Raw genomic sequence first — 25,150 nt, forward strand, 5'->3', positions numbered from 1 at the left:
TTACCGGTTACCGCGAGACAGCGTGGGCCCAGCCGTCTTCGCACCACTGTGACAGCAAAGACAGGGCATCATCGCTGGCCCCGCTCACATCGCGGCGATCAAGGTGGCGCGTATCTGCAAGCTTCTTCATTAGTGTGAAATCCCGCCCTCCGGCCCTGTAACTTTCACCATTGATGAAGACGTGCTGGCCGTCATACATCATGCGTGTCTTGCGGTCCAAAGCCACGGCCTCAAGCATTGCAGGGCTGTCCTCGGGCTCGAACCAGACATTGGCCTTGGGCTCGGTGAGCGACTCGCCCAGCGCCCGGGCCAGCGCCAGTGGCTCTGACAGACGCGTTTCTAGCGCGGCGCGGGCAAATTCCAGCATTTCGGGTGGAATGGCACCGGGAGTTTCTACCGCGGCCTGCTTGGGATCCTTGTAGATCGGTGTGGCCGCGCGCGCATCGGTATCACCGTCATCCATATCGTCAACATCGGACAGGCGCATCAGCAAATCACCCGCCAGCTCGTGCTGCGCAGGCGAGCGGAAACCGATGGAATACGTCATGCACTCGCCTTCGGCCACTCCATCGTGGGCATAGCGAGGCGGCAGGTACAGCATGTCGCCCGGCTCCAGCAGGTATTCCTCCTCCGCCTCGAACTCGGCCAGTATCTTGAGAGGAATGCCGTCCTTGAGCGTCAGGTTCTTCTGCTTGCCGATGCGCCAGCGGCGCTTGCCATGCGCCTGCAGCAAAAACACGTCGTAGCTGTCAAAATGCGGCCCCACGCCGCCGCCATTGCTCGCATAGCTGATCATCAGATCGTCCAGGCGCGCCGCAGGCACAAAGGCAAAGCGCTGCAGCAATTGATGCGCCGCAGCATTGTGCAGATCAACGCCCTGCACCAGCAAGGTCCAATCCTCCGTCTTGAGCGAGGGAATCGCACGACGGCTGAACGGCCCGTGCTTGACGCTCCATGCGCCACTCTTTTGCTGGATCAGGCGCGACTCCACGCCCTCCTGCCCCGCCAGTTCAAACAGCTCTGCACGCGGCAGCGGCAGTTGCAGGTTTTTCCAATCGGTCACAGCGCCGCGCACCAGCAGCGGCTTTTTCTGCCAGTAACGGCGCATGAACTGGGCTGGAGAGAGTCCGCCGAGCAACGGCAGTGCTTGTTCGATTTGCATGGATTTCCCGGTATTGCAATGGCACCAGACGGCCAAACTGCGACAATTGTCCTATGGAAATCACTGATCAATGCGTGGTCGCGCTGACCTGGACCCTCAAAGACACACTGGGCGAGGAGCTGGATGTGCTCGACGAGCCCGTGGAATTCCTCGTCGGCGGCAATGATTTGCTCTCCCGCGTGGAACAGGCCTTGCAAGGCCACACTGTGGGCGACCGCCTGCAACTGCACCTGGAGCCCGAAGACGCCTTTGGCGATTACGATGAGGAAAAGGTCTTTCTGGAGCCCCGTGCCCTCTTCCCCAAGGATCTGGAAGAAGGCATGACCATCGACGGCCATGCCCTGCCCAAAGGCACCAACCCAGATGCGCCGCGCGACATGCTCTACACCGTGACCGAGCTGTACCCCGAGCATGTGGTGCTGGACGGCAACCACCCGCTTGCCGGCATCGCCATCCGCCTGGACATCAAGGTGGAAGCCGTGCGCGAGGCCACCGAGGAAGAAATTGGCAACGGCACCTGTGGTACCGGCTTTTTCAAGGTGCAGCCGCAGGCGCCCGGCAATAACCTGCTGCACTGAGCTGCAACACACAGCTATCCGTTACTAGCCACCAGCTGCTCTGTTTCTTGCAGCAAGAAAGCCGCAACCGGTTATCCGGATTGCGGCTTTTTCAATGGTTTCGGCCCCCAAGTGTCTGGCTTGCGAGCGGCAAATCATCATTATTGGCAGCAAGTACGGCTCTGCCCGGCCTGAACCGGCTGGCAATCGTGCTCCATGCTCGGTATTGAACAAAGCCTGCGAAGTAGTTTCATAAAAGCATTCACTTGCCCCGCGCCGCAAACCAAGCATCCACCTCCTTCTGAAAGGCGGGTTGCACAGCCATTTGCGGTTCGGAGTGCTCCACTGCCGCCGCAGGCTTGTCGAGCAGCGGTTTTGTGTCGTCAGCACCAGCAACGCTGGCAACATTGGCGGCAGGCTCTGCCCCCGCCTGCTCTGCAGCGGGCAGCTTGGCCTCCCACTGCTCCACCAGAGTTTTGGCCTGGCCAAAGGCATCACTCAGATTGGTCGCCTTCGGCAAGCTTTCCTTGAACAAGGCGCGCCCAAAATAGGTAAAGTCATTTTCATCAGCGCAACCAAAAGATGTGCGGTCCGCGCGCGATGCCGTCAGCACCCAGGTGGTAGGGCCTTGCAGCGGCTCGATGAAACCGCCCGAATAGCAGGCCGAGACCACCACGACCTGTTTGCGGATACCCGATGCCTTCAGCAGCTCACCCAACCGTCTGGCCGAGAGTTGCGGAATCTGCAGGCCACGCATGCCCAGCTGCAGATCGTGCTCGCGCGAGCCATGGCTGGTCAGGTATACAAACAACAGGTCGCGTTCCTTGTTCATCTTCTGGCCCAGCGCCCCCAAGGCGCGCTCGATACTGGCAGTAGTAGCCAGCGGCAGGCGGGCGACAGAGCTGCGGCTGTTGGCCAGCAGCATGCTGCGCCCCTGGGTGCCGTAACGCTGGCCAAACTGCTGGCTGATGTACTCGGCCTCACGGCGGAACACTTCCTGCGTGCCATCGCCCGCGATGAAGAGCGCATACATCTGCGCAGCCGCGCCATCACTGGGCTGCAGTGCCGCCATCTGCTGGGCCAGCAGGGCATTTTGCGCGTACAAGGCCTGTTCATTGTTGCGCGCGGCCTGCTCGGGGCTGTTGTCCTCCGGAATGCCAGACTCTGCTGCGTTCACCAACCTGCCCCGTCGCCATTGACCGGTCTGCACCGCCTTGCCACTTGTAGCAGGGGTCAAGGTGCCGCGGCCATGCGGCTGGTCTTTGGCGAACTGGCCTTCGTACACATCGCCATTGGCATACACCATGCGGCCCTTGCCATAGGCTGCCGCCGCATAGAGCGCGCCGGTATAGCGATCTCCGTTGGGATAGTCGATCTCGCCCTCATCAGCGCCAGAGCCATCAAAATCTGCGCGAATGCGTTTGCCGTCTGCCAGGCGCAATTCGCCCTTGCCCTTGAACTCGCCGTCACGCATTTCCCCCTTGAACACCATGCCCCCGGGATAGGTCGCCTCCATCAGACCATTGGCCTGAAAGTTTTTGAAGGGGCCGGTCATGGTCTGCCCGCTGGCGTCAGTCAAGGTGCCGCGCACGAACTGGCCCTTCTCGAACCGACCTTCGTAGCGGTTGCCGTTGTTGCCCGAGAGCACGCCCTGCCCATCGTATTCACCGTCGACAAAGTTGCCCTCGTACACTTCGCCGTCCTTGCTGGCATAGCGCCCCGGGCCGTTCAGATCACCGTCCTTGAACAGGCCCTGGTACACGCCATACGCCAAGGTGAGCGTGCCCTGCCCTTCCATGCGGCCGTGGTGAAATGCGCCTTCGTAGCGCCGCAATTCGTTCCACACGATGCGCCCCGTACCGTCAAGCAGGCCATCCTTGAGCGGGCCGTAATACTTGCCGCCATCGGGTAACACCAGCACAGGTGTTTCTGCAGGCGCACCGGGGACGGCTTCGGGCTGCGCAGCGTACAGATGGCAGACCACCGCCATGCAGGCGGCAAGCACGGCAGGACGAAAGAAGAAGTGAAGCGGACGGGTATTCATCAAGTGGTATCCGGTACAAGGTGTAGAAACCTGAAAAGCACTGTGCCACAGCTGCAGAGTCTGACGGATATGCATGTTGGAAGCACCCCACGCCACAGAACGGATTGCAGCCGGTACAACGGGCCGCAGCCCGGCGCAGGCTGCGGGAAGAAACGCGCGCAGAACCTGCTGGCCTTCTCCTTGCCTCCAGGCAGCAGTCCTGCACAGATTTTCAGGCGCCCTCTGGTTTATCCGCATAAATACCGTTTGCATTTAGGGCGAAATTTATTTAACCTATTAAATAAATGAAGACCTCACTCAAACACCGCAACCTGCCCAGCCTGCTTTTGCAGGCGCGGGAATCGATCATGGGGCATACGCGACCGTTTCTGCGCGCGCATGGCCTGTCCGATCAGCAATGGCGTGTATTGCGGGTGCTGGGCAACGGCGAAGCGCTGGAAACAGGAAAAGTGGCCCAGCAAGCCTTTCTCCTCGGCCCCAGCCTGACAGGCGTGCTCAGCCGCATGGAACGCGACGGTCTGATCGAGCGCCAAAAGGACCCCGCGGACCAGCGCCGCTCGGTGGTCAGCGCCACCCCGCACGGCCTGAATCTGGCTCGCCAGCTCTCCAAGGACATTGCCCGCCACTATCAGGGGCTGGAGCAGGCCTTTGGCAAGGACCAGCTCGAAGCGCTCTACCAACTGCTTGATGAATTGATTGCACTGGAGCATTCATGATCGCCAGCTTTCCTGCAGCACGCGCCACGGTGTATGGTGTGCTGCTCAACGACCGCTCCACCCTGCAGCGCCTCATGCCGCAATTCGATAGCGCTCCCTACAAGGCAGCGCCCCGCGCCCCGGTGCTTTACATCAAGCCACGCAACACCTTTGCAGGCAACCACGCTGCGGTGGCCATTCCTGCCGATCCTGGCGAAGTGCGCATCGATGCCACGATTGGTCTGGTGATCGGCAGCACGGCTACCCGCGTGTCCGCAAGCAAAGCCATGGAACATGTGGCAGGTTTTGTAGTGGTAAGCGATGTCACGCTGCCGCACGAGAACTACTATCGCCCCGCCATCCGCCAGCGCGACCGCGACGGTTTTTGCCCCATGGGCGAGGTGGTAGCGGCCCGTTATTTTGATTTAAATCAAGCAACGCTGCACATCGAAATCAACGGCAAACCGGTGTACGAGCGCCGCCTTGACCAGTTGGTACGTCCGGCGGCCCAGTTGATTGCCGATGTGACGGAATTCATGACCTTGTCTGTAGGGGATGTTCTGCTGCTGGGCGCGGGCGAAGGATCACCGGTTGCCAGACCGGGCGATGCGGTGCGGATTACCGTACCGGGCCTCGGCACGCTTAACCATACTGTGGCTCTGGAGACGCAGCCATGAAGCACGGACGAGTTGTCTACCAAGGCCAGGTCTTGGCCGTAACCGAAAGTGCCGATGGCCGCGTGCAACTGCCCGATGGCAGCATCGTCGCAGAGACCGCCGTGCAGTGGCTTCCGCCCATGGATTTCGGCACCATCTTCGCGCTGGGCCTGAACTACGCTGACCATGCCAAGGAAATCGCCTTCAACAAGGCCCCTGAGGAGCCACTGGTGTTCCTCAAAGGCCCCAATGCGCTGAACGGCCACCGCTGTCACACACGCCGCCCGGCCGATGTCACCTATATGCACTTCGAGTGCGAGCTGGGCGTGGTGATCGGCAAGACCTGCCGCAACGTCAAAAGGGAGGATGCCTACAGCGTGGTTGCTGGTTATGTGACGGCGAACGACTATGCGATCCGCGACTACCTGGAGAACTATTACCGCCCCAACCTGCGTGTCAAGAACCGTGACGGCGCCACCCCCGTAGGGCCCTGGCTCGTGGACGCAACCGATATCGCCGACCCGATGAACCTGCGCCTGCGTAGTTGGGTCAATGGCGAATTGAAGCAAGACGGCAATACAGCCGACATGGTGCACAGCATTCCTGCGCTGATCGCACACCTGTCGAGCATGATGACCTTGAACCCCGGCGACCTCATCCTCACCGGCACGCCCGACGGCGTAGCCGACTCCAGGGTGGGCGACGAAATCGTGACCGAGATCGAAGGCGTTGGACGCCTCGTGAATTTCATTGGTGGTGATGAACTGTTAAGCGGGCACTAAAACCGCAAATACGTTCTTAAGCCACCGCAGGAGACACAAGCATGCGTATTGACCATTTGATCGACGGCAAGAGCATTGCCGGCAAGGATTATTTCGAAACCATCAACCCCGCCACGCAAGAAGTGCTGGCCGAAGTCGCCTCTGGCGGCGCAGCCGAGGTTGAATCGGCGGTTGCAGCAGCCAAGGAGGCGTTTCCCAAGTGGGCAAATACCCCCGCTACCGAGCGCGCCAAGCTGGTGCGCAAGCTTGGTGATTTGATTGCCCAGCATGTGCCCGAGATTGCCGAGACCGAGACCAACGACTGCGGCCAGGTGATTGCGCAAACCGGCAAGCAACTGGTACCGCGAGCAGCTGACAACTTCTACTACTTTGCCGAGATGTGCACGCGGGTCGATGGCCACACCTACCCGACGCCCACCCATCTGAACTACACGCTTTTCCACCCAGTAGGTGTGTGCGCGCTGATCTCGCCGTGGAACGTTCCGTTCATGACGGCGACCTGGAAGGTCGCGCCCTGCCTGGCCTTCGGCAACACCGCCGTGCTCAAGATGAGTGAGCTCTCTCCCATGACGGCCGCCCGCCTGGGCGAGCTGGCCCTGGAGGCAGGCATTCCTGCAGGCGTGCTCAACCTGGTGCATGGCTATGGCAAGGATGCAGGCGAGCCGCTGGTGGCACACCACGACGTGCGTGCCGTCTCGTTCACGGGATCGACACAGACCGGCAACCGCATCGTACAGGCGGCGGGCCTCAAGAAATTCAGCATGGAACTGGGCGGAAAGAGCCCCTTCGTAGTCTTTGACGATGCCGATTTTGATCGCGCACTGGATGCCGCGCTGTTCATGATCTTCTCCAACAATGGCGAGCGCTGCACCGCAGGCAGCCGCATCCTGGTGCACAAAGGCATCTACGTGAAGTTCGTCGACCGATTCGCCGAACGGGCCCGGCGCATCCAGGTGGGCGACCCGCTCGACGAAAAAACCATCGTCGGCCCCATGATCAGCCAGGCACATCTGGCCAAGGTGCGCCATTACATAGAGCTGGGCCTCAAGGAAGGCGCGAGCATGCTGTGCGGTGGCCTGGACGCCCCTGTGGTACCCGACCGCGTGAAAAAGGGCAACTACGTGCTACCTACCGTGTTTGCCGAGGTGAACAACCGCATGCGCATCGCCCAGGATGAAATCTTCGGTCCGGTGGCCTGCATCATCCCGTTCAGCGATGAGGCTGAGGCCATACGCCTGGCCAACGACACACAGTACGGGCTCTCCAGCTACGTATGGACCGAAAACATCGGCAGAGCCCACCGTGTGGCTGCGGCCATCGAGGCGGGCATGTGCTTTGTCAACAGCCAGAATGTGCGCGACCTGCGCCAGCCGTTTGGCGGTACCAAGGCATCAGGTACCGGTCGTGAAGGTGGAACCTGGAGCTACGAAGTGTTCTGCGAACCCAAGAATGTGGCCGTCTCCATGGGCTCGCACCACATTCCGCATTGGGGAGCGTGAATGGAGCACTCCTCAAAGAACATTCACCACAGCCACAGAGCGTAGCCGACATAAGAAATGAAGGAGACATAGATGCAACGCCGCCAATTCATCCAATCCGCTATTGGCACGATTGCCACGCTGCCTGCGTGGCAGCCCGCCCGTGCAGACGCCTGGCCCAGCCGCCCGGTGCGCATCATCGTTCCATTCACGCCAGGGGGAACGACGGATGTGGTGACGCGCCTGGTCGGCAATGAACTGGGCAAAAGCCTCGGGCAATCGGTGATCGTGGAGAACAAGCCGGGCGCAGGCACCGTGATCGGCGTAGACACCGTGGCCAAGGCTGTACCCGACGGCTACACCTTCGGCACCATCGCCAACAGCTTCACGGCCAATAAAACCCTGGTCAAGAACCTGCCCTACGACAGCGCCATGGATCTGCGCCCCGTGGCACTGATGGGGCTGTCGGAGCACGTGCTGACCACCCATCCTGCCAGCGGACTCAAGACTCTTGCAGATCTGAAAAAAGCAGCGCTGACCAAGCCGGGCACGCTCAGCTACGCATCGTTTGGCAACGGCACCTCGGCCCACCTGTCGGGGGCCTTGCTCTGCCAGATACTGGGCATCGACATGGTGCATGTGCCCTACAAGGGCCAGGGCCCGGCCATGGCAGATCTGATCGGCGGGCAGGTAACCGTCATGTTTGGCAACTGGCCCGAATTCCGAGGCCAGATCGCCAGCGGCAAACTGACGGCATTGGGCATGGCTACCTTGCAGCGATCGCAGTTTGCGCCCGATGTGCCCACCCTTGCGGAACAGGGCGCAGCGCTGGAATCCAATTCCTGGCAGGGCCTGCTGGCGCCCGCCAGAACCAGCGATGCCATCGTGCAGCGCCTGAACCAGGATGTGAACCGCGCACTGGCAAGCGCTGCTGTCGTCAAAACGTTCCACGAGGGCGGCATCGTCTCGAAGGCTGGTAGCGTGGAGCAGTTTGCGGCATTCATCCGCAGCGAAGAAGAGAAATACGCCAGGATCATCCGCGCTGCCAACATCAGCGTTGGCTAGGAGGTCTCATGAGCCTGTATGCGATGCAGAAATTCCTGTTCCACCTGAACCGCGAGCCCGAAGTGCAACGCCGCTACCGTGATGACCGCGAAGCGCTGCTGGCCGGTTATTCGCTGAGCGATGAGGAGCGCGATGCCATCATTCGCGGCGATATCGGCAAGCTGTATGTGCTGGGCTGCAACGGCCAATTGCTCATGCACTTTGCCCCCTTGCTGGGCATGGCCTGGGCTGATTACCTGCAGGCCATGCGCGATGGGGTTGCAAAGTACGGCCCGGTGCGCGCCGGCGTATACGTCATGACAACGGCAGTGGACGAGAAAGTGGCGGGGGTGTGAAATGAGTCTGGTTTTTGCAGGCGTGTGCAGCCACGCCCCCGGGATCACCGGCCGTGCCCATCTGGCCGATCCGGCAGTGAAGGACGCATTCCACGCCGCATTCCATGGCATGGGGGCGCAGCTCGCTACAGCCCGGCCCGATGCGGTCATCATCATCGCGGCCGAGCACTTTGCGAACTTCTTCATGAACAACATGCCCGCCTATGCCATCGGCATGGCCGAGCAGTACGAGGGTCCCATCGAAGACCCGGCATGGCTGGGCATTGAAAAGCGCACGATTCCCGGCAACCCCGATCTGTCCCGCCGCATCATCACCGAAGTGCTGCAGACCGTGGACGTTGCGTTTGCCGAAGAATGGAAGTTCGACCACGGCATCATGGTGCCGCTGCACTTTCTCACCCCGCATTTCAGTACCGACATCATTCCTGTCAATATCAACTGCCAGGGGCCGCCGCTGACGCCGCTGCACCGCGCCTGGGCTTTTGGCGAAGCACTGCGCCGCGCCTGCGACAAGGCACCAGAGCGCATTGCGATCATCGGCACAGGCGGCATCTCGCACTGGCCCGCAACGCCTGATTCCGGCAAGATCAACTGGGAGTGGGATCAGCAGTTCATGGATCGCTGGTGCCGCAACGACAAGGAAGCCATGCTTGGCTACACCGATGCCGAGACCTACCGCGATGGTGGCCAGGGCGGGTTCGAAATTCGCACCTTCATCAGCGTAGCGGCCGCCGCACGCGGGCCTGGCCGCGTGCTGTACTGCGAGCCGATCCCCATCTTTGCGGTAAGTTGTACCGCTGCCACCATGGAGGTGCTTTGATGCCCCATGTCGTCGTACTCTACACCGGCAATCTGGAACAGCGCAGTGACATGGCAGCCCTGTGCCGCAGCCTCGCTGACACCATGCTGACCGTTCGCGCCGAAGACGGCAGCCAGGTATTCCCCACCGGAGGCACGCGCGTGTATGCCTACCCAGCACCGCACTTTGCCGTGGCCGATGGTGGTGCGGCGGGCAAGGCGGCAGGTGGCGATGGCGACTACCACTTCGTCTACATCAATCTGCGCATGGGCAAGGGGCGATCCGACGCGGTCAAGACCAAAACAGGCGACGCGCTACTGGCCTGCGCCAAAGCACACTTCGCCAACCTGTTTGACAAACGGCACATGGGCCTGACCGTGCAGGTCGATGAAAGCCCTGGCCAGGTCTATGACGGCAAGCACAGCAGCTTGCACCCTCTTTTCAGATAAAGCCGTGAGGGGCTTCGCAGGCCCCATGTCACGCATTAAAGCAACGAACGATTGAGATGTTTACCCAAGAGCTTCTTTCCCAACTCGCCCAGGAACTTGACCAGAGCGAGAAAACGCGCGTACAGATCGAGCATTTCTCCAAACGCCACCCCGGCATGACGGTGGACGATGGCTACCGCGTGGCACGCGAATGGGTGCGGCTGCAGACCGCAGCTGGCCGCAAGATCATCGGCCACAAAATCGGACTTACCTCGCGCGCCATGCAACTGTCCAGCCAGATCGACGAGCCCGATTACGGCACTTTGCTCGACAACATGCTGTACACCTGTAGCAATGGCCAGGTGCTGGACATTCCCATCCAGAATTTCATCGCACCGCGTGTAGAAGTGGAGCTGGCCTTTGTGCTGAAAAAGCCGCTCAAAGGCCCAGGCCTTGCGGGCGGCAGGCAGCTTGGCATTGCCGATGTACTTGATGCCACCGACTATGTGACGCCCGCTATCGAAATCATCGATGCGCGCATTGAACAGCTGGACCGCCACACCAAGGCCATGCGCAAGGTGTACGACACCATCAGTGACAACGCCGCCAATGCCGGCATCGTCATCGGCGCCGGACGCGCCGCGCCTGCCAGCCTGGATTTACCATGGTGCGGAGCCATTCTGCGCCAGAACGGTGTAGTGGAAGAGACAGGCCTGGCCGCAGGCGTACAAGGCCACCCCGCCGTGGGCGTGGCCTGGCTGGCCAACAAGCTGGCGCCGTGGGGCGAGTTCTTGAACGCAGGCGAAATCGTTCTGGCTGGCTCTTTCACCCGCCCTGTTGCGGCCAAGGCGAGAGATGTATTCGAAGCCGACTACGGCCAACTGGGCAAGCTGGAATTCCGCTTCGTATAAGCAGACAGTAAAAAGAGAGAGCTGGCAGCGTACGCTGCCAGCTCTCTCTTTTTTCGGGGATTCTCGACAGCAGGTCGGAACCACGCACCAATGGATCAACGGACCAGCCGATCAATGTGCGGCAACCTCCTGCCGTCCCGCGCCCAGATAGGTATCGATGATGCGCTGGTCGTGCAGCAAATCGCGTGCATTGCCGCTGAGCGCCACGGCCCCCATCTCCAGCACATAGGCGCGGTCTGCCACCTTCAATGCGGCTCGTGCATTCTGCTCCACCAGCAGCACCGATACGCCGCGATCACGCAGCGAAGCCACCACCTGCAGCACCTCGCGCACGATCAATGGTGCCAGTCCCAGCGATGGCTCATCAAGCATCAACAGGCGCGGCTTGGCCATCAATGCGCGGCCAATGGCCAGCATCTGCCGCTCGCCGCCCGACAAGGTGGATGCCATCTGCGCCCGGCGCTCCTGCAGGCGCGGAAAGATGTCAAACACCTCCTGCAGACGCGCCCCCTGGTCACGTTCTCCCTTGCGCCACAGCGAGAACCCGCCCAGCCGCAGATTGTCTTCTACCGACATCTCGCCAAACAATTCACGCTTTTCCGGCACCAGGCCCACGCCCTGCGCCACCATGGCTTCCACCGTGGGGCGAACGATCACACCACCCGACAAGGACACCTGGCCCTTTGAAGGCAGCAGGCCCATGGCCGCCGAGAGCAACGTGGTCTTGCCCGCGCCATTGGGGCCGATCACCGTCACGATCTCGCCAGCTGCCACATGCAGGTCAACCTGGTGCACGGCCTCCACAGGCCCGTACGATACGCACAACTGCGACAGCTGCAACAGATGAGGGGTGCTGCTCATACGGCCACCTCATCTTCATCAGCACCGCCCAGATAGGCGTCCAGCACACGCTGGTTCGATTGAATTTCGGCGGGCGTGCCCGTGGCGATCACGGTGCCGAACTCCAGCACCGTGATGCGGTCGGCCAGATTCATCACAAACTCCATGTCATGCTCTACCACCAGAATACCCAGCCCCTCGGCGCGCAACTGGCGAAGCAGCTGAGCGAGCGATTGCTTTTCCAGGTGCCGCAGGCCCGCGGCAGGCTCATCCAATAGCAAGGCTGCGGGCTGGCCTGCCAGGGCTCGGGCGATTTCGACAATGCGCTGCTGGCCCAAGGCCAACGACCCCGCAGGCACATCGGCAAACGCGCCCAGGCCACAACGCTCGATCTGCCTGCGCGCCTCTGCCAGCAACGACGCCTCCTCGTGCCTGTCCAGCCGTACCATGGACGCCAACCAGCCCTTGTGCGCACGCAGATGGGCACCCAAGGCCACGTTCTCCAGCACCGTGCGCTGGCCGAGCAGCCGCACATGCTGGAACGTACGCCCCAGGCCCAGTGCGGCAAACCTGCGCGACGGCGCATCGGCCATCACCTGGCCCATCAGTTGCACCTGCCCTTCGGTCGGCGAATCCACACCCGAGATCATGTTGAAGAACGTACTCTTGCCCGCGCCGTTTGGCCCGATCAACGCATGCACCTCACCCGCCTTCAATGACATGGACACATCATTGTTCGCCACCAGGCCGCCAAAGCGCTTGGTCACATGCTCAGCTGCCAGCAAAGTGGTGCCTGCAGTGGGAGCCGCGCGCTGGTCCAGCGGATGGGGCGAAGCCTGAACCTGTCTGCCCGCAGGCTGCCTGACCCAGCGCGCGGTCAAACGCTGCAAGGTGGGCCACAGCCCCTGGTCAAAACGCTGCAGCACCAGCACCATCAGCAAGCCGAATACGATCACTTCAAAATTGCCGCTGGTGCCCAGCAGGGTTGGCAGAATGTCTTGCAGCTTCTCTTTCAACAAAGTGATCAAGGTGGCGCCCAGCACCGCGCCCCACAGGTGGCCCGCGCCCCCCACGACGGCCATGAACAGATACTCGATACCAATATTCAGGTTGAAGGGCGCAGGGCTGACAAAGCGCTGCATGTGCGCATACAGCCAGCCAGACAGAGTGGCCAGCAGCGCAGCCAGCACGAACAGCTTGACGCGATGGCGCGCGGTGTTGATGCCCATGGATTCGGCCATCACCTGCCCCCCCTTGAGCGAGCGGATCGCCCGGCCCTCGCGCGAATCAAGCAGATTGCTCAGCAGCCACAGCGCCACCAGCAGCACGGCCCAGACCAGCACGCCCATGACCCGAGGCGACGCGAAAGAGACACCCGCTATCACCAATGGAGGAATACCTGTGATGCCCGTCTGGCCACCCAGAAATTCCATGTTGCCAAACAGGTAGTACAGGCTCAGGCCCCAGGCAATCGTGCACAGTGGCAGATAGTGCCCCTGAAGCTTGACGGTGACGGCACCCAGCACCCAGGCAACGACGAAGGTGATGACGAAACCCAATACCAGGCCCACCCACGGCAGGCCCGCAGCCCCAACAGCGCCACCGAAAAACTGCACCGCCACTGGCGACGTGCAGGCCCAACCCGTGGCATAGGCACCGATGCCGACAAAGGCCGCCTGTCCAAACGATGTCATGCCGCCCACCCCGGTCAGCAGCACTAGGCCCGCAGCCACCATGGCATAAAGACCAATGTAGCTCAGGATCACCACGGTGAAATCGGGCAGGAATCCCCAGGCCAGTGCAAACAGCACAATGGCGGCGGCGGTGAGCATCCGGGGAGTGACAACACCTGCAGCCCCAGCGGGCGCAGAGCTGGCCATGGGGCCAGATTTGGGTACTGGCGCACTCATTCTTCTTCCTCCACATGGTGGCTGTTGCGCGATCTCCACCACAGCACTGGAATAATCATCGCAAACACCAGCACCTCCTTGTATGCGCTGGCCCAGAAGGTGGAAAAGGACTCCAGCAGCCCTACCAGCAGCGCGCCCGCCAGTGCCAGCGGATAGCTGGCAAGACCGCCGATGATGGCCGCCACAAAGCCTTTGAGCCCCACCATGAATCCGGTGTCGTAGTACACCGTAGTGAGCGGCGCGATCAACAGGCCCGAAATGGCGCCGATCAAGGCTGCCAGCGCAAAGCTCAGATCACCCGCTAGCGCGGTTGGGATGCCCATCAGGCGAGCGCCCACCCGGTTGATGGCCGTCGCGCGCAAGGCCTTGCCAAGCATTGAGCGCTCAAAGAACACGAACAGCGATACCACCAGTACCAGCGCAACACCCAGCACCACCAGCGACTGGCCCGAAATGGAGATATCCGCAATATCGAACTTGGATTCCGAGAATGGTGTGGTACGTGAGCCTTCTGCACCAAAGAACAGCAGGCCCAGGCCCACCAACACCCCGTGAAGCGCGACCGAGATGATCAGCAGCAGCAGCACCGAAGCATTCGCCACCGGCCGGTACGCCACACGGTAGAGCAATGGGCCCATCGGCATCACCAGCACCAGAGCAGTGATCGACTGCAGCAGCAGCGAACCGGGCTTGACGCCCAGGGCCAGCACAGCTGCCACGGCGGGAAAGCCAACGCACCACAGCAGGGTTGCGGGCCAACTACCGCGCTGTCCGGAGCGGGCGCGCCACAACTCGGCCGCCAGCGCAACAGCAGCCATCGCCAGCAACAGCCACAGCGTAGATGGCGTCTTGCCCGCTTGCATCATGGCCATGGTGAGCGCCCCATAGGCGACGAACTCTCCCTGCGGGATAAAAATGATGCGGGTGACTGAAAACACCAGCACCAGGGCCACCGCCATCAGTCCGTAGATGGCGCCGTTGACGATGCCGTCCTGCCCTAACAGCAAGGCAATTTGCAAATCCATAGTCGACTTTCGAAAACGCGGAAAGATGAAACACCCCGAAGCTGCCGGGCAGCGCCCTGCAATGGAAACGACAACCCCATCTGCAAAACGGCTCTTGCGGGCCGCCTCGCAGATGGGGCCGCGCCTGTTTCATGTGTTGCAGGCGTATATCAGGGCTGGTATTTCCAGGTCCCGTTTTCGATCTTGACCATCACTACACCATTCTGGATGCCCAGATGGTCGGTGGGTGACATGGAGAAGATGCCGTGTGCGCCGGGCACATTCTTGGTCTGCTCCAGGGCATCGCGCAAAGCCGCACGGAACTCCGGCGTGCCGGGCTGCGCCTTCTTCAGCGCCTCTGGCACGGCAGCAAACAGAACCTTGCCTGCATCCCACGCATGGGCGCCAAAGGTCGCTGCGGTGCCCTTGCCATACTTGCCTTCATAGGCCTTGACGTAGTCCACGCCCTCCCTCTTGACCGGATTGCTGTCAGGCAACTGATCGGCCACCAACACCGGGCCCGCAGGCAGGAAGGTACCTTCCACATCCTTGCCACCTACGCGCAGAAAATCGGCATTGGCCACACCGTGGGTCTGGTAGTACTTGCCCTTGTAGCCACGTTCTTTGAGGGTTTTCTCCGGCAGGGCCGCTGGTGTGCCCGAACCGGCCACCAGCACTGCATCGGGCTTGGCGGCCATCAGCTTCAATGCCTGACCGGTCACCGAGGTGTCAGCGCGCGAGAAGGCCTCGGTCGCCACGATCTTCAGGCCCTTAGCTTCTCCGGCCTTTTTGAACTCCTGCAACCAGCTCTCGCCGTAGGCGTCGTTGAAACCGATGTAGCCAACGGTCTTGACGCCACTCTTGACCATGTGGTCTGCGATGGCGCCCGCCATCAGCCCGTCGTTCTGGGGCGTCTTGAAGACCCATTTCTTCTTGTCGTCCATCGGCTCGATGATCTTGGCGGAAGCAGCCAGGGTGATCATGGGAGTCTTGCCTTCTGCCACCACGTCGATCATTGCCAGCGAATTGGGCGTGATGCTGGAGCCGATGATGATGTCGGCCTTGCTCTCGCTGATCAGCTTGCGGGTATTGGAGACAGCTGCGGTGGTATCGGACGCATCATCGAGAATGATGTAGTTGACCTTCTGCCCGCCAATGGTCTGCGGCATCAGCGCAATCGTGTTTTTCTCGGGAATGCCCAACGATGCAGCAGGCCCTGTGGCCGAGAGCACCACACCTACATTGATGTCGGCCCAGGCCGAACCCCAGGTTGCGACCAATGCGGCGGCAACGATTCCCAGTTTTGCAAAGCGCTTCATATATTGTCTCCTTTGGCTCTTACTAAACAACCCCTACGATTGCGATGATGGCTGCGATGCAATGGGCAATGTCGGTGCGAAATCCATGGCTATCACAACGGCACAACAATTTAACTTATTAAATAATTTTTCACCAGTATTTTTCAGCGTTTCTGACCTGGGGTTTGCACTGCCCCCAAACCTCCGAGAAACAGATCGGCCACAACGGGCGCCATGGTGTCGTAGCTCAAGGCACCATGGGGCTTGAGCCAGGTAAACATCCAGTTCATCATGCCGAACAGCAGCATGGTGAGCGCCTTGGTCAAACCCGCCTGATCTGTCTGGGGGCGCAGCTCACGCACCGCGCGTGCCACGCTCTCCACCACCTGGCGTTCGCCATTCAGTATTCGCTCCTGATCCTCTTCATTCAAGAAACGCACGTCTTCTGTCAGCACCCGGTGCTCGTTGATGGCATGGGCATACTCCTGCACAAAGCGCTCGATCAACAAGCGCAGGCGCGGCTCGGCAGGCAGTTGCGGGTCTACGCCATCCACCAGCGCAATCAGCCGCGTAATATGCGCATCGCAAATCTCGAGCAGCAGCGCATTCTTGTCCTTGAAATAGTGGTAGAGCGCCGGCTTGGAGAGGCCGCAGGCGCTCGCCACTTCGTTCATCGAGGTTGCCGCGTAACCAGCGCGGGCAAACAACTCCGCCGCCTGGTGCAGGATATGTTCTCTCTGGTCTTCGTAACCGGGTGCCCGTCCTCGAGCCATGGCGTCTTTCCTTGTTGATGGTGGTGGCGCTCATCATGCCTCAAACCATTCTCCCCTCCGGGGTGTCAGCGCTCATCAAACGAGAGCACAACGCGCTCTGTCAGCGGGTGCGCCTGGCAGGTAAGAATGAAGCCATCGGCCACTTCCTTTTTGTCCAGCGCAAAGTTGCGCTCCATGCGCACCTCGCCCTCCACCAGCTTGGCGCGGCAGGTGCCGCACACACCAGAGGTACATGAATAGGGTACCTCCAAGCCAGCTGCAGATGCCGCATCGAGAATGCTGGGTTGCCCTTTGGTGAACGGAATCTCACGCGACAGCCCGTCGCGGATGATCACGATGCGTGCAGCTTCGGCATCCCCTGGCTTGGCTTCGTGCACCACAGCGCCCACGGTGCCAGCGGCCTGCAGTGCCACACCAAAGCGCTCGATATGAATGCGCTCTTCTGAAACCCCCGCCGCCAGCAAGGCAGCTTCGGCCTCGTCGTTCATCTGGAAAGGACCACAGACATAGACATGGTCAATGCCCCCGGCCGGTACCACGCTTGCCAGAAATTCACCGATCTTTTCGCGGTTCATCGTGCCACTATTGATCGGCGCATCGGTGTGTTCGTCCGAGAACACGTGCTGCAGCACCAGGCGCGACATGTAGCGGTTCTTGAGGTCTTCGATCTCTTCCTTGAACATGGTCGAGCGCAACGCGCGGTTGCCATAGATCAGCGTGAAGCGGCTGGCGGGTTCACGGGCCAGCACGGTCTTCATGATCGAGAGAATCGGCGTGATGCCGCTGCCACCGGCAATACCCACATGGTGGCGCGCCGCGTCGCTTTCGATGGGTACAAAGAACCGCCCTTGCGGCGCCATCACCTGGATGGTATCGCCAGGTTGAAGGTGCTCGTTGATCCAGTTGGAGAACACGCCACCGCGCACCTTGCGCACGCCCACGCGCAGCTCACCGTCGTCCACGCCTGCGCAGATCGAATAGGAGCGTCGCAGATCCTGACCTTCGATATTGGCACGCAAGGTCAGGTACTGCCCTTGGGTAAAGCCAAACACTTCACGAAGGTCCTGCGGCACGTCAAACGAAACTACCACCGCCTCTTGCGTGTCGGGCTCGATCTTGCGCACACGCAGCGGATGGAAACTGATGCTCATAGTGCATTCCTCAACTCAAATAGGCTTGAAGTGCTCGAATGGTTCGCGGCAGGCCAGGCACCGGTACAGGGCCTTGCAGGCCGTGGCTCCAAAGGCGGACAGCCGCTCTGTCTGCGCGCTGCCGCAGCGTGGGCAGGCCGGTGTTGCGATGTTCATGCTGCGGCCAAAAAACCGGATTGGCACCGCTGCGTCCTTGTCCACCATGCCTGGGGGCGCGATACCGTACTGTGCCAGCTTGCGCCTGCCTTCTGCACTGATCCAGTCCGTCGTCCAGGCCGGTGCCCGGCGCAGGCTCACCCGTGCGGGCCCCAGGCCTGCAGCATCAATGGCTGCCAGCACATCGCTCTCGATCACCTCGGTCGCAGGGCAGCCCGAGTAGGTCGGTGTCAGCACGATCTCCAGCCCCGCCTCCCCGGCAACCACGTCGCGCACGATGCCCAGGTCGCACACCGATACAGCTGGCACCTCGGGATCCAGCACGGTGTGGAGCACTTTCCAGGCGGCACTCACCCGGGCTTCCTGCGCAAGGTCAGCGGCATGCATCACCATGCTCCTGCTGGAAAGGCGCGCTGCAGGTATTGCATGTCGGCCAGGATGAAGCCCATGTGTTCGCTATGGCGTCCACGCTTGCCTTCGCTCAGAAACTGTGACGGAGCCGGCTCTGCCAACCGAGCCTCGGCCAACACTTCGCGCATTTGTGCGTACCAGTCGTCCTGCAGTGCAGACCAGCGCGGGCCCCAGCCAGCGTCTGCCGCAGCCTCGTCCGCAGCGTCGGTATCGAACAGCTCAGGCGCATACCGCCACAGCTGCTTGATCGCGCGCTCCATGCGAGTGCGTGACTCGTCCGTTCCGTCCCCCAGCCGCACGACCCAATCCGCAGAGTGCTGCTGGTGGTAGCGCACTTCCTTCACGGCCTTGGCGGCAATGGCACGCAGCTCCTCATGGCTGCTCTCCACGCTCACCCGCTCCCACAGCAGCTTCAGCCAGGTGGCAATCATGGTGTTGCGCAGTACGGAGAATGCAAAGTCCCCGCGCGGCAGCTCGGCCAGCGTCACGTTGAAGTAATCGCGTTCATTGCGCAGGAAAGCCAGCTGGTCTTCGTCATGGCCGCCCCCCTCCACCTGCCCGGCCAGGGTGAGCACGGCGCGCGCCTGCCCGATCAGATCGAGCGCAATGTTGGACATGGCAATGTCTTCTTCCAGGATCGGCGCATGGCCGCACCACTCGCTGACGCGCTGGGCCAGGATCAGGCAGCTGTCGCCAATACGCAGCAGGTATTGCGTCGCAGGTGTGAGTGCTAGTTGTATGGATTCAGCAGGCATGGTCTCTCCCGGGATCACATGTGATCCACTTCCTTGGGCAACTGGAAGAAGGTGGGGTGGCGATACACCTTGTCTTCCGCCGGATCAAAATACATGTCCTTGTCGCCGGGATCGCTCGCCACAATCTGTTCGGATTGCACCACCCACACGCTGCAGCCCTCTTGGCGACGGGTGTACACATCACGCGCCATCTGGATGGCCATCTTGGCGTCTGCCGCATGCAGGCTGCCGCAGTGCTTGTGGTCCAGGCCCGCCTTGCTGCGCACAAATACTTCCCACAGGGGCCATTCCTTTTTGATGCTGTCGTTCATGCGGCCTCCTTGATGGCGCGACTCTGTTGTTTGCGGGCATGGGCCAGCGCTGCTTCGCGCACCCAGGCCCCGTTGTCCCAGGCTTGCACACGGGCGCCCAACCGCTCCTGGTTGCAAGGCCCGTCTCCGGCAATCACGCGCCAGAATTCATCCCAATCGATGGGCCCATGGTCATGGGCACCACGCGCCTCGTTCCACTTCAGCTCCGGATCCGGCAAGGTGACTCCCAGGATCTGCGCCTGCTCCACGGTTGCATCGATGAACTTCTGGCGCAGCTCATCGTTGGAGACGCGCTTGATGCCCCAGCGCATCGATTGCGCACTGTTGGGCGATTGGTCATCGGGTGGGCCGAACATCATGATCGATGGCCACCACCAGCGATTGACCGCATCCTGCACCATGTCCTTCTGTGCCTGGGTGCCGTTCTTCATCATCGTGAGCAACGCATCAAACCCTTGGCGCTGGTGAAAGCTCTCCTCACGGCAGATGCGGATCATGGCGCGCGCATACGGTGCATACGAGCAGCGGCAGATCGGCACCTGGTTCATGATGGCTGCGCCATCCACCAGCCAGCCAATGGTGCCGATATCCGCCCACGTCAGTGTGGGGTAGTTGAAGATTGAGCTGTACTTGGCCTTGCCGCTGTGCAGCGCGTCGAGCATCTGGTCGCGCGATGTGCCCAGCGTTTCTGCCGCCGCGTACAGGTACAGGCCATGACCGCCCTCGTCCTGCACCTTCGCCAGCAGAATCGCCTTGCGCTTGAGAGTGGGCGCACGGCTGATCCAATTGCCCTCGGGCAGCATGCCGACGATCTCCGAGTGCGCATGCTGGCTGATCTGGCGCAGCAAGGTCTTGCGGTAGTGGTCGGGCATCCAGTCCTTGGCTTCGATGAACTCGCCCGCGTCGATACGCTCGTCAAAGCGCTCCTGCAGACGTGCCTCTTCGGCGGATCGGACGGGCTTGTTGCCGTCCCCCGGCTCTTTACCCATGGTATCCATGGCTTGGGTGTACATGGTGAACCTCCTCAAATGTGTATGCGATCAGGTAAGTGCGCCTGTCTGGCGAACCCGCTCAGCGCGGCCGTTTGTCAAACACGCGCCGGGCCTTGCCGGTCTGCGTACGCTCGATGCCATCCGGGTCGAACACCCTCACTACCGTGGAGATGCCCACCAGCGTTTTGACGCGGTGCTGCACCCATTGCGCGATTTCACTGCGCTCGCCATCTGCCATGCCGCGCAGCGCGGGAACCAGTTCGCAATGCACCTCCACGGTGTCAAGCAGCCCTTCGCGGCTGATGTGCAACTGGTACACGCCGGTGAGCTTCTGGTGCGCCAGCACGATCTCTTCCACCTGGGTGGGAAAGACATTGACGCCTCGGATGATCATCATGTCGTCGCTGCGGCCCACGATCTTGCCCATGCGCCGGAAGGAGCGCGCCGTCGGCGGCAGCAGGCGTGTCAGATCGCGTGTGCGATAGCGGATGATGGGCATGGCCTCCTTGGACAGCGAGGTGAAGACCAGCTCGCCCTCTTCGCCATCGGCCACTACTTCGCCAGTGTCCGGGTTGATGATCTCGGGGTAGAAATGGTCTTCCCAGATGACCGGGCCGTCCTTGGTTTCCACGCATTCGCTGGCCACGCCAGGGCCCATCACTTCAGACAGGCCGTAGATATCCACCGCATCCAGGCCCGCCTTGTGCTCGATATCCTTGCGCATGGCTTCGGTCCAGGGCTCGGCGCCAAAGATGCCGATCTTGATCGAACTGGCGGCGGCATCCAGCCCCTGCCGCTGGAACTCTTCCACCAGCACCTGCATGTAGCTGGGCGTGACCATGATGATGTCAGGCTTGAAATCGGTGATCAGTTGCACCTGCTTTTCCGTCTGCCCTCCCGACATGGGCACCACGGTACAACCGGCACGTTCAGCGCCGTAGTGCGCGCCCAGGCCGCCGGTAAACAGGCCATAGCCGTAGGCCACATGCACCATGTCGCCCTGGCGTCCGCCAGCCGCACGGATGGAACGCGCCACCAGGTCGGCCCAGGTGTTGATGTCCTTGAGCGTATAACCCACCACCGTCGGCTTTCCCGTCGTGCCGCTGGAGGCATGCACGCGCGCCACTTGGTTGCGCGGCACGGCAAACATTCCGAAGGGGTAGTTGTCGCGCAACTCCTTCTTGGTGGTAAATGGGAAACGGGCCAGGTCCTTGAGGCTTTTCAAGTCTGACGGATGCACGCCCTTGGCATCAAAGGCCTGACGGTAGTGCGGCACGTTGTCATAGGCATGCTGCAGCGACCAGCGCAGGCGTTGCAACTGCAAGGCCTCGATTTCATCGCGGCTCGCGGTCTCGATGGGATCGAAGACACTGGCTGGGGAAACACGGTCATTCATGGTGAGAACCTCTTGGCATCTTGGCAGTCAGTCTTGGACGGGCACCGTCGGCCTGCCCTTCATCCGGTACGAACGGCCGCGGAACAAGGCAATCACCTCACCCGCCTGGTTGCAGATTCGTACGTCATACACACCCGTGCGGCCCGCCTGTGAAACCTCTCTGGCTGCGGCCACCAGCACATCCCCCGGCTTGCCTGGTGCCACAAAATCCACCGACAGGCCCGATGCCACCGTCATTTCGTTGTAGCTGTTGCAGGCATAGGCAAAGGCGGTATCGCCCAAGGTGGTGATATAGCCGCCATGGCAGATGTCAAAGCCATTGAGCATGTCACTGCGCACCGCCATCTCGATGGTGGCCTCGCCCGGCGCCATGTGGGTTACGCGCATGTCCAAGCCCTGCGCAGCCCGGTCGCGGGCAAACATGCCATCGCGCACATGCTCGGCGAGCTGCTGCGAAGTCATCGTGGTGGAAGCGGTGGCATCCATGGTCAATCTCCAAAAGGAACGGGATGCATCAGCGGTCGCTGAAAGCGGGAGCACGTTTGGCCATGAAGGCCGATACCCCTTCCAGATAGTCATGGGCGCAGCCCAGACGCTTTTGCTCGCGCGCCTCCAGTGCCAGCGATGCGGAAAATTCGAGGTTGTCCGCGGCGTCCATGGCGCGGCGCGTGGTCACCAGCGCCTGCGTCGGCATGGCAGCAAGGCGATTGGCGAGAATTTCCACTTCCGTCCAAAAGGCGGAATCCGGCACGCAACGCCAGATGAGCCCGATGCGCTCTGCCTCGGCTGCGGGTAGCTTGTCGCCTAGCAGCGCCAGGCCGAGCGCACGCTGACGACCCACCAGGCGCGGCAACAGCCAAGTGCCGCCACTGTCGGGCAACAAGCCGATCTTGGTAAAGGCCTGGATGAAATTGGCCGACTCTGCCGCCACCACCAGATCGCAGCACAGCGCAATATTGGCGCCAGCGCCAGCCGCTACGCCATTGACCGCCGCAATCACAGGAACGGGCATGGCGCGCAGTTGCTCGCACAAAGGCTTGTAATGGCGCGCGATCAGCACACTCAAATCCGTGGGCGCCTGGCCTGCAGGGGCCGGCGCTGCGCCCTCATCGGCCAGGTCTTGCCCGGCACAGAAACCTCGCCCCGCCCCCGTCAGTACCACACAGCGCACTTCGGCGTCAGCAGCCGCTGCCTGCAAGGCAGATGCCAGCGCACGATGCATGGCCTGGGTGAAGCTGTTGAGAGCCTGCGGGCGATTGAGTGTGATGATGCATACGCCGCCCCGGCGCTCTTGCAGCACCAGCGGTTCGCCGGATGGATTCGTGGTTGGGCTCGCTTCTGGCATGTCCGTGCTTTCTACAACGTGGTACCTGGCTGGCTTTTGTCGTTGATGCTGGTCAAAATTCAGCAAATCTCTTTGACCGACCGTTCGGTAAATAATATACTAACTCTCAGGTGTTGATGCAAGTCATAAAAGACTCAGAGAAAACCCGCATTTGCCAAAAATTTGTTTTGGCTCATGCCACGGCCCTTTGGCATCCATTGCAGCATTCGCACCCTACAACCATCCACCCCGGAGACCTGCATGACCTTGTTTGACAAGCACCGAGCCTTGCTGGACCAAGCCGTCCACGCTGCCAAGACCCGCGAATACTGGAGCGCCTTTCCCGAAAACCCTTCACCCAAGGTGTATGGCGAAACCGCGCAGGCCGACGGCCAGGCAGCCACCCAGGCATATTTCAACGGCGACTTTCCGCTCCAGCAGACCGCAACACGCAGCTGGGTAGCCACCGAGCAATCGCCGTATGGCGTGGCATTGAATGTGCGCTACCCCGATTGCGCGCCAGCAGATCTGGTGGCTGCAGCACAGGCAGCAGAGTCGGCATGGCAGGCGCTGGGTGCGCAAGGCCGCGTCGGCCTGCTGCTGGAGGCACTCACCCGCATCCACCAGCGCACGCACGAGATCACCCATGCCGTCATGCTGACCAGTGGCCAGGGCCCGATGATGGCCTTCCAGGCGGGCGGCCCGCATGCGCAGGACCGAGCCCTCGAAGCCATTGCGTATGCATGGATGGCGCAAGCCGACATTCCTGCCACGGCGCACTGGGAAAAGCCGCAGGGCAAGAACCCACCCCTGGTGATGCAAAAGCATTTTGAGGTGGTGGGCCGTGGCATCGGCCTGGTGCTGGGTTGCGCCACCTTCCCCACCTGGAACACCTATCCCGGGCTGTTCGCCAGTCTGGCGACCGGCAATCCGGTCATCGTCAAGCCGCACCCCAATGCCGTGTTGCCCATGGCGATCACGATCGCCATCCTGCGCGACGTACTGCGCGAGCAAGGTATTGACCCCAATGTGGTGCAGTTGGGCCTGTGCCCCCGTAACGAAGACACGCAGGCGCTCGCAACCAACCCTGCTGTAGCGCTGATCGACTTTACCGGCAGCACCGCCTTCGGCAACTGGCTGCAGAGCAATGCCAAACAGGCGCGCCTGTATGCCGAGATGGCAGGGGTCAACACCGTCATTCTCGAATCAGCCGGTGACTATGCAGCCACGATGAAGAACCTCGCCTTCACGCTGGCGCTGTACAGCGGGCAGATGTGCACCACGACGCAGAACATTCTGATCCCGCAAGACGGCATCGCCACCAACGAAGGGCACAAGAGCTTTGACCAGATCGGCCAGGATCTGGGCGCAGCGCTGGCAGCCCTGCTGGAAGATCCTCGCGTGGCCACTGCCGTGCTGGGGGCGATTGCATCGCCTGCCACATCAGAGCGAATTACGGCATCTGCACAAGTGGGCCGTTTAGTACACGCTTCACAAAAGATAGCGCATCCGCAGTTTCCACAAGCGGTATTGCAGACGCCACAACTGGTCGCGCTGACCGAGGCCGACAGCGCCATCTACAACCAGGAATGCTTTGGCCCGGTGGCCTATCTGGTGGCGGTCAAGGATGGTGCGTCAGCCCTGACCGTTGCGCAAAATACCTTGCAGCAGCATGGCGCGCTCACGCTGGGCGTGTACTCACAGAACCCGGCATATATCGATCAGGCGGTGCGGGTCAGCCTGCGTGGCAAGGTGGCACTGTCCATCAATCTGACACAGGGCATTTACGTCAACCAGTCGGCGGCGTTCTCTGATTTCCATGCCACTGGCGGCAATCCGGCTGCCAATGCCAGCTACACCAATCTGGCCTTTGTGGCAGACCGCTTTGTGGTGGTGCAACGCCGCGCCCATGTGTAA

26 protein-coding genes are annotated in these 25,150 nt (G+C 61.3%); 11 read left to right on the forward strand and 15 right to left on the reverse strand.

All coding sequences use genetic code 11. From position 1 onward, the window contains the following. Positions 1–7: 7 nt before the first annotated feature. Entirely contained in the window at positions 8–1,162 is a 1,155-nt protein-coding gene (locus HNP33_RS11305) for a cupin domain-containing protein (RefSeq protein ID WP_184708382.1), read from the reverse strand. A 53-nt stretch (positions 1,163–1,215) separates the two neighbouring features. Here HNP33_RS11305 and HNP33_RS11310 point away from each other — a divergent pair, with 53 nt between their 5' ends. Then, positions 1,216–1,740: an FKBP-type peptidyl-prolyl cis-trans isomerase gene (locus HNP33_RS11310; RefSeq protein ID WP_184708380.1), complete on the forward strand. Its 525-nt coding sequence runs from the start codon at positions 1,216–1,218 to the stop codon at positions 1,738–1,740. Between the two features lie 241 nt (positions 1,741–1,981). Here HNP33_RS11310 and HNP33_RS11315 read toward each other — a convergent pair whose 3' ends face one another. Continuing rightward, positions 1,982–3,763, reverse strand: coding sequence for a C13 family peptidase (locus HNP33_RS11315; RefSeq protein ID WP_184708378.1), 1,782 nt, complete (start codon positions 3,761–3,763; stop codon positions 1,982–1,984). A gap of 284 nt (positions 3,764–4,047) precedes the next feature. On the opposite strand from HNP33_RS11315, the gene hpaR reads away from it, so the two are divergent. From hpaR to hpaH, 9 genes are all read left to right on the forward strand, one after another. Continuing rightward, a complete protein-coding gene (gene hpaR, locus HNP33_RS11320) occupies positions 4,048–4,479 on the forward strand; it encodes a homoprotocatechuate degradation operon regulator HpaR (protein WP_184708376.1) in 432 nt (143 codons plus the stop codon). Then, positions 4,476–5,135 carry a fumarylacetoacetate hydrolase family protein gene (locus HNP33_RS11325; protein WP_184708374.1) on the forward strand — a complete coding sequence of 220 codons (660 nt, stop codon included), beginning with the start codon at positions 4,476–4,478 and terminating at the stop codon, positions 5,133–5,135. The genes hpaR and HNP33_RS11325 overlap by 4 nt, the downstream gene beginning before the upstream one ends. Beyond that, positions 5,132–5,896, forward strand: coding sequence for a fumarylacetoacetate hydrolase family protein (locus HNP33_RS11330; RefSeq protein ID WP_184708372.1), 765 nt, complete (start codon positions 5,132–5,134; stop codon positions 5,894–5,896). Before HNP33_RS11325 ends, HNP33_RS11330 begins: the two co-directional genes overlap by 4 nt. Positions 5,897–5,937: 41 nt before the next feature. Further along, positions 5,938–7,395, forward strand: a complete 1,458-nt coding sequence (gene hpaE, locus HNP33_RS11335) for a 5-carboxymethyl-2-hydroxymuconate semialdehyde dehydrogenase (RefSeq protein WP_184708370.1) — start codon at positions 5,938–5,940, stop codon at positions 7,393–7,395. Positions 7,396–7,467: 72 nt separating this feature from the next. After that, positions 7,468–8,439, forward strand: coding sequence for a tripartite tricarboxylate transporter substrate binding protein (locus tag HNP33_RS11340; RefSeq protein WP_184708368.1), 972 nt, complete (start codon positions 7,468–7,470; stop codon positions 8,437–8,439). Positions 8,440–8,447: 8 nt separating this feature from the next. Then, positions 8,448–8,774 (forward strand): aromatic ring-opening dioxygenase subunit LigA, encoded by a 327-nt coding sequence (locus HNP33_RS11345; protein WP_184708366.1) that lies wholly within the window; start codon positions 8,448–8,450, stop codon positions 8,772–8,774. 1 nt (position 8,775) lies between these two features. Next, entirely contained in the window at positions 8,776–9,594 is an 819-nt protein-coding gene (locus HNP33_RS11350; RefSeq protein WP_184708364.1) for an extradiol ring-cleavage dioxygenase, read from the forward strand. Beyond that, on the forward strand, positions 9,594–10,022 hold the full coding sequence (locus HNP33_RS11355; protein ID WP_184708362.1) for a 5-carboxymethyl-2-hydroxymuconate isomerase: 429 nt from the start codon (positions 9,594–9,596) through the stop codon (positions 10,020–10,022). The genes HNP33_RS11350 and HNP33_RS11355 overlap by 1 nt, the downstream gene beginning before the upstream one ends. A 56-nt stretch (positions 10,023–10,078) precedes the next feature. Continuing rightward, on the forward strand, positions 10,079–10,912 hold the full coding sequence (gene hpaH / locus HNP33_RS11360; RefSeq protein WP_184708360.1) for a 2-oxo-hept-4-ene-1,7-dioate hydratase: 834 nt from the start codon (positions 10,079–10,081) through the stop codon (positions 10,910–10,912). A 111-nt stretch (positions 10,913–11,023) separates the two neighbouring features. Here the strand turns inward: hpaH and HNP33_RS11365 are convergent, their stop codons facing one another. The 13 genes from HNP33_RS11365 to HNP33_RS11425 all read right to left on the reverse strand — a co-directional run bounded on the left by HNP33_RS11365 (position 11,024) and on the right by HNP33_RS11425 (position 23,254). Next, positions 11,024–11,773: an ABC transporter ATP-binding protein gene (locus tag HNP33_RS11365; RefSeq protein WP_184708358.1), complete on the reverse strand. Its 750-nt coding sequence runs from the start codon at positions 11,771–11,773 to the stop codon at positions 11,024–11,026. Continuing rightward, complete coding sequence (locus HNP33_RS11370; RefSeq protein ID WP_184708355.1) at positions 11,770–13,662, reverse strand: ABC transporter permease subunit; 1,893 nt, start codon at positions 13,660–13,662, stop codon at positions 11,770–11,772. Before HNP33_RS11370 ends, HNP33_RS11365 begins: the two co-directional genes overlap by 4 nt. Next, a complete protein-coding gene (locus HNP33_RS11375; protein WP_184708353.1) occupies positions 13,659–14,687 on the reverse strand; it encodes a branched-chain amino acid ABC transporter permease in 1,029 nt (342 codons plus the stop codon). Before HNP33_RS11375 ends, HNP33_RS11370 begins: the two co-directional genes overlap by 4 nt. Before the next feature lie 149 nt (positions 14,688–14,836). Continuing rightward, the gene (locus HNP33_RS11380) at positions 14,837–15,985 is read right to left on the reverse strand and encodes an ABC transporter substrate-binding protein (protein WP_184708351.1); all 1,149 of its coding nucleotides are present in this window, start codon (positions 15,983–15,985) and stop codon (positions 14,837–14,839) included. Between the two features lie 143 nt (positions 15,986–16,128). Next, a complete protein-coding gene (locus tag HNP33_RS11385; RefSeq protein WP_184708349.1) occupies positions 16,129–16,737 on the reverse strand; it encodes a TetR/AcrR family transcriptional regulator in 609 nt (202 codons plus the stop codon). A gap of 65 nt (positions 16,738–16,802) precedes the next feature. Then, positions 16,803–17,888, reverse strand: a complete 1,086-nt coding sequence (gene paaE / locus HNP33_RS11390) for a 1,2-phenylacetyl-CoA epoxidase subunit PaaE (protein WP_184708346.1) — start codon at positions 17,886–17,888, stop codon at positions 16,803–16,805. 15 nt (positions 17,889–17,903) lie between these two features. Further along, positions 17,904–18,431 carry a 1,2-phenylacetyl-CoA epoxidase subunit PaaD gene (paaD, locus tag HNP33_RS11395; protein ID WP_233464492.1) on the reverse strand — a complete coding sequence of 176 codons (528 nt, stop codon included), beginning with the start codon at positions 18,429–18,431 and terminating at the stop codon, positions 17,904–17,906. Then, the gene (paaC, locus tag HNP33_RS11400; protein ID WP_184708343.1) at positions 18,431–19,210 is read right to left on the reverse strand and encodes a 1,2-phenylacetyl-CoA epoxidase subunit PaaC; all 780 of its coding nucleotides are present in this window, start codon (positions 19,208–19,210) and stop codon (positions 18,431–18,433) included. The genes paaD and paaC overlap by 1 nt, the downstream gene beginning before the upstream one ends. A gap of 14 nt (positions 19,211–19,224) precedes the next feature. Then, a complete protein-coding gene (gene paaB, locus HNP33_RS11405; RefSeq protein WP_184708341.1) occupies positions 19,225–19,521 on the reverse strand; it encodes a 1,2-phenylacetyl-CoA epoxidase subunit PaaB in 297 nt (98 codons plus the stop codon). Further along, a complete protein-coding gene (gene paaA / locus HNP33_RS11410; RefSeq protein ID WP_184708339.1) occupies positions 19,518–20,534 on the reverse strand; it encodes a 1,2-phenylacetyl-CoA epoxidase subunit PaaA in 1,017 nt (338 codons plus the stop codon). The genes paaB and paaA overlap by 4 nt, the downstream gene beginning before the upstream one ends. A 58-nt stretch (positions 20,535–20,592) precedes the next feature. Beyond that, positions 20,593–21,909, reverse strand: coding sequence for a phenylacetate--CoA ligase PaaK (paaK, locus tag HNP33_RS11415; RefSeq protein WP_184708337.1), 1,317 nt, complete (start codon positions 21,907–21,909; stop codon positions 20,593–20,595). A 27-nt stretch (positions 21,910–21,936) separates the two neighbouring features. Then, positions 21,937–22,395 (reverse strand): hydroxyphenylacetyl-CoA thioesterase PaaI, encoded by a 459-nt coding sequence (paaI, locus tag HNP33_RS11420; RefSeq protein ID WP_233464493.1) that lies wholly within the window; start codon positions 22,393–22,395, stop codon positions 21,937–21,939. Positions 22,396–22,423: 28 nt separating this feature from the next. After that, positions 22,424–23,254, reverse strand: coding sequence for an enoyl-CoA hydratase-related protein (locus HNP33_RS11425; protein WP_184708335.1), 831 nt, complete (start codon positions 23,252–23,254; stop codon positions 22,424–22,426). Positions 23,255–23,494: 240 nt separating this feature from the next. Between HNP33_RS11425 and paaN the strand changes: the two genes are divergently transcribed. Then, positions 23,495–25,150 carry a phenylacetic acid degradation protein PaaN gene (gene paaN, locus HNP33_RS11430; protein WP_184708333.1) on the forward strand — a complete coding sequence of 552 codons (1,656 nt, stop codon included), beginning with the start codon at positions 23,495–23,497 and terminating at the stop codon, positions 25,148–25,150.

Origin of the sequence: Comamonas odontotermitis (assembly GCF_014207855.1) — a bacterium.
GTDB classification, from domain to species: Bacteria; Pseudomonadota; Gammaproteobacteria; order Burkholderiales; family Burkholderiaceae_C; genus Comamonas; species Comamonas odontotermitis_A.

Bases quoted from the DNA above. Each gene is read 5' to 3' on its own strand.
- HNP33_RS11305 (WP_184708382.1), bottom strand. From the start codon at position 1,162: ATGCAAATCGAACAAGCACTGCCGTTGCTCGGCGGACTCTCTCCAGCC.
- HNP33_RS11310 (WP_184708380.1), top strand. From the start codon at position 1,216: ATGGAAATCACTGATCAATGCGTGGTCGCGCTGACCTGGACCCTCAAA.
- HNP33_RS11315 (WP_184708378.1), bottom strand. From the start codon at position 3,763: ATGAATACCCGTCCGCTTCACTTCTTCTTTCGTCCTGCCGTGCTTGCC.
- hpaR (WP_184708376.1), top strand. From the start codon at position 4,048: ATGAAGACCTCACTCAAACACCGCAACCTGCCCAGCCTGCTTTTGCAG.
- HNP33_RS11325 (WP_184708374.1), top strand. From the start codon at position 4,476: ATGATCGCCAGCTTTCCTGCAGCACGCGCCACGGTGTATGGTGTGCTG.
- HNP33_RS11330 (WP_184708372.1), top strand. From the start codon at position 5,132: ATGAAGCACGGACGAGTTGTCTACCAAGGCCAGGTCTTGGCCGTAACC.
- hpaE (WP_184708370.1), top strand. From the start codon at position 5,938: ATGCGTATTGACCATTTGATCGACGGCAAGAGCATTGCCGGCAAGGAT.
- HNP33_RS11340 (WP_184708368.1), top strand. From the start codon at position 7,468: ATGCAACGCCGCCAATTCATCCAATCCGCTATTGGCACGATTGCCACG.
- HNP33_RS11345 (WP_184708366.1), top strand. From the start codon at position 8,448: ATGAGCCTGTATGCGATGCAGAAATTCCTGTTCCACCTGAACCGCGAG.
- HNP33_RS11350 (WP_184708364.1), top strand. From the start codon at position 8,776: ATGAGTCTGGTTTTTGCAGGCGTGTGCAGCCACGCCCCCGGGATCACC.
- HNP33_RS11355 (WP_184708362.1), top strand. From the start codon at position 9,594: ATGCCCCATGTCGTCGTACTCTACACCGGCAATCTGGAACAGCGCAGT.
- hpaH (WP_184708360.1), top strand. From the start codon at position 10,079: ATGTTTACCCAAGAGCTTCTTTCCCAACTCGCCCAGGAACTTGACCAG.
- HNP33_RS11365 (WP_184708358.1), bottom strand. From the start codon at position 11,773: ATGAGCAGCACCCCTCATCTGTTGCAGCTGTCGCAGTTGTGCGTATCG.
- HNP33_RS11370 (WP_184708355.1), bottom strand. From the start codon at position 13,662: ATGAGTGCGCCAGTACCCAAATCTGGCCCCATGGCCAGCTCTGCGCCC.
- HNP33_RS11375 (WP_184708353.1), bottom strand. From the start codon at position 14,687: ATGGATTTGCAAATTGCCTTGCTGTTAGGGCAGGACGGCATCGTCAAC.
- HNP33_RS11380 (WP_184708351.1), bottom strand. From the start codon at position 15,985: ATGAAGCGCTTTGCAAAACTGGGAATCGTTGCCGCCGCATTGGTCGCA.
- HNP33_RS11385 (WP_184708349.1), bottom strand. From the start codon at position 16,737: ATGGCTCGAGGACGGGCACCCGGTTACGAAGACCAGAGAGAACATATC.
- paaE (WP_184708346.1), bottom strand. From the start codon at position 17,888: ATGAGCATCAGTTTCCATCCGCTGCGTGTGCGCAAGATCGAGCCCGAC.
- paaD (WP_233464492.1), bottom strand. From the start codon at position 18,431: ATGCATGCCGCTGACCTTGCGCAGGAAGCCCGGGTGAGTGCCGCCTGG.
- paaC (WP_184708343.1), bottom strand. From the start codon at position 19,210: ATGCCTGCTGAATCCATACAACTAGCACTCACACCTGCGACGCAATAC.
- paaB (WP_184708341.1), bottom strand. From the start codon at position 19,521: ATGAACGACAGCATCAAAAAGGAATGGCCCCTGTGGGAAGTATTTGTG.
- paaA (WP_184708339.1), bottom strand. From the start codon at position 20,534: ATGTACACCCAAGCCATGGATACCATGGGTAAAGAGCCGGGGGACGGC.
- paaK (WP_184708337.1), bottom strand. From the start codon at position 21,909: ATGAATGACCGTGTTTCCCCAGCCAGTGTCTTCGATCCCATCGAGACC.
- paaI (WP_233464493.1), bottom strand. From the start codon at position 22,395: ATGGATGCCACCGCTTCCACCACGATGACTTCGCAGCAGCTCGCCGAG.
- HNP33_RS11425 (WP_184708335.1), bottom strand. From the start codon at position 23,254: ATGCCAGAAGCGAGCCCAACCACGAATCCATCCGGCGAACCGCTGGTG.
- paaN (WP_184708333.1), top strand. From the start codon at position 23,495: ATGACCTTGTTTGACAAGCACCGAGCCTTGCTGGACCAAGCCGTCCAC.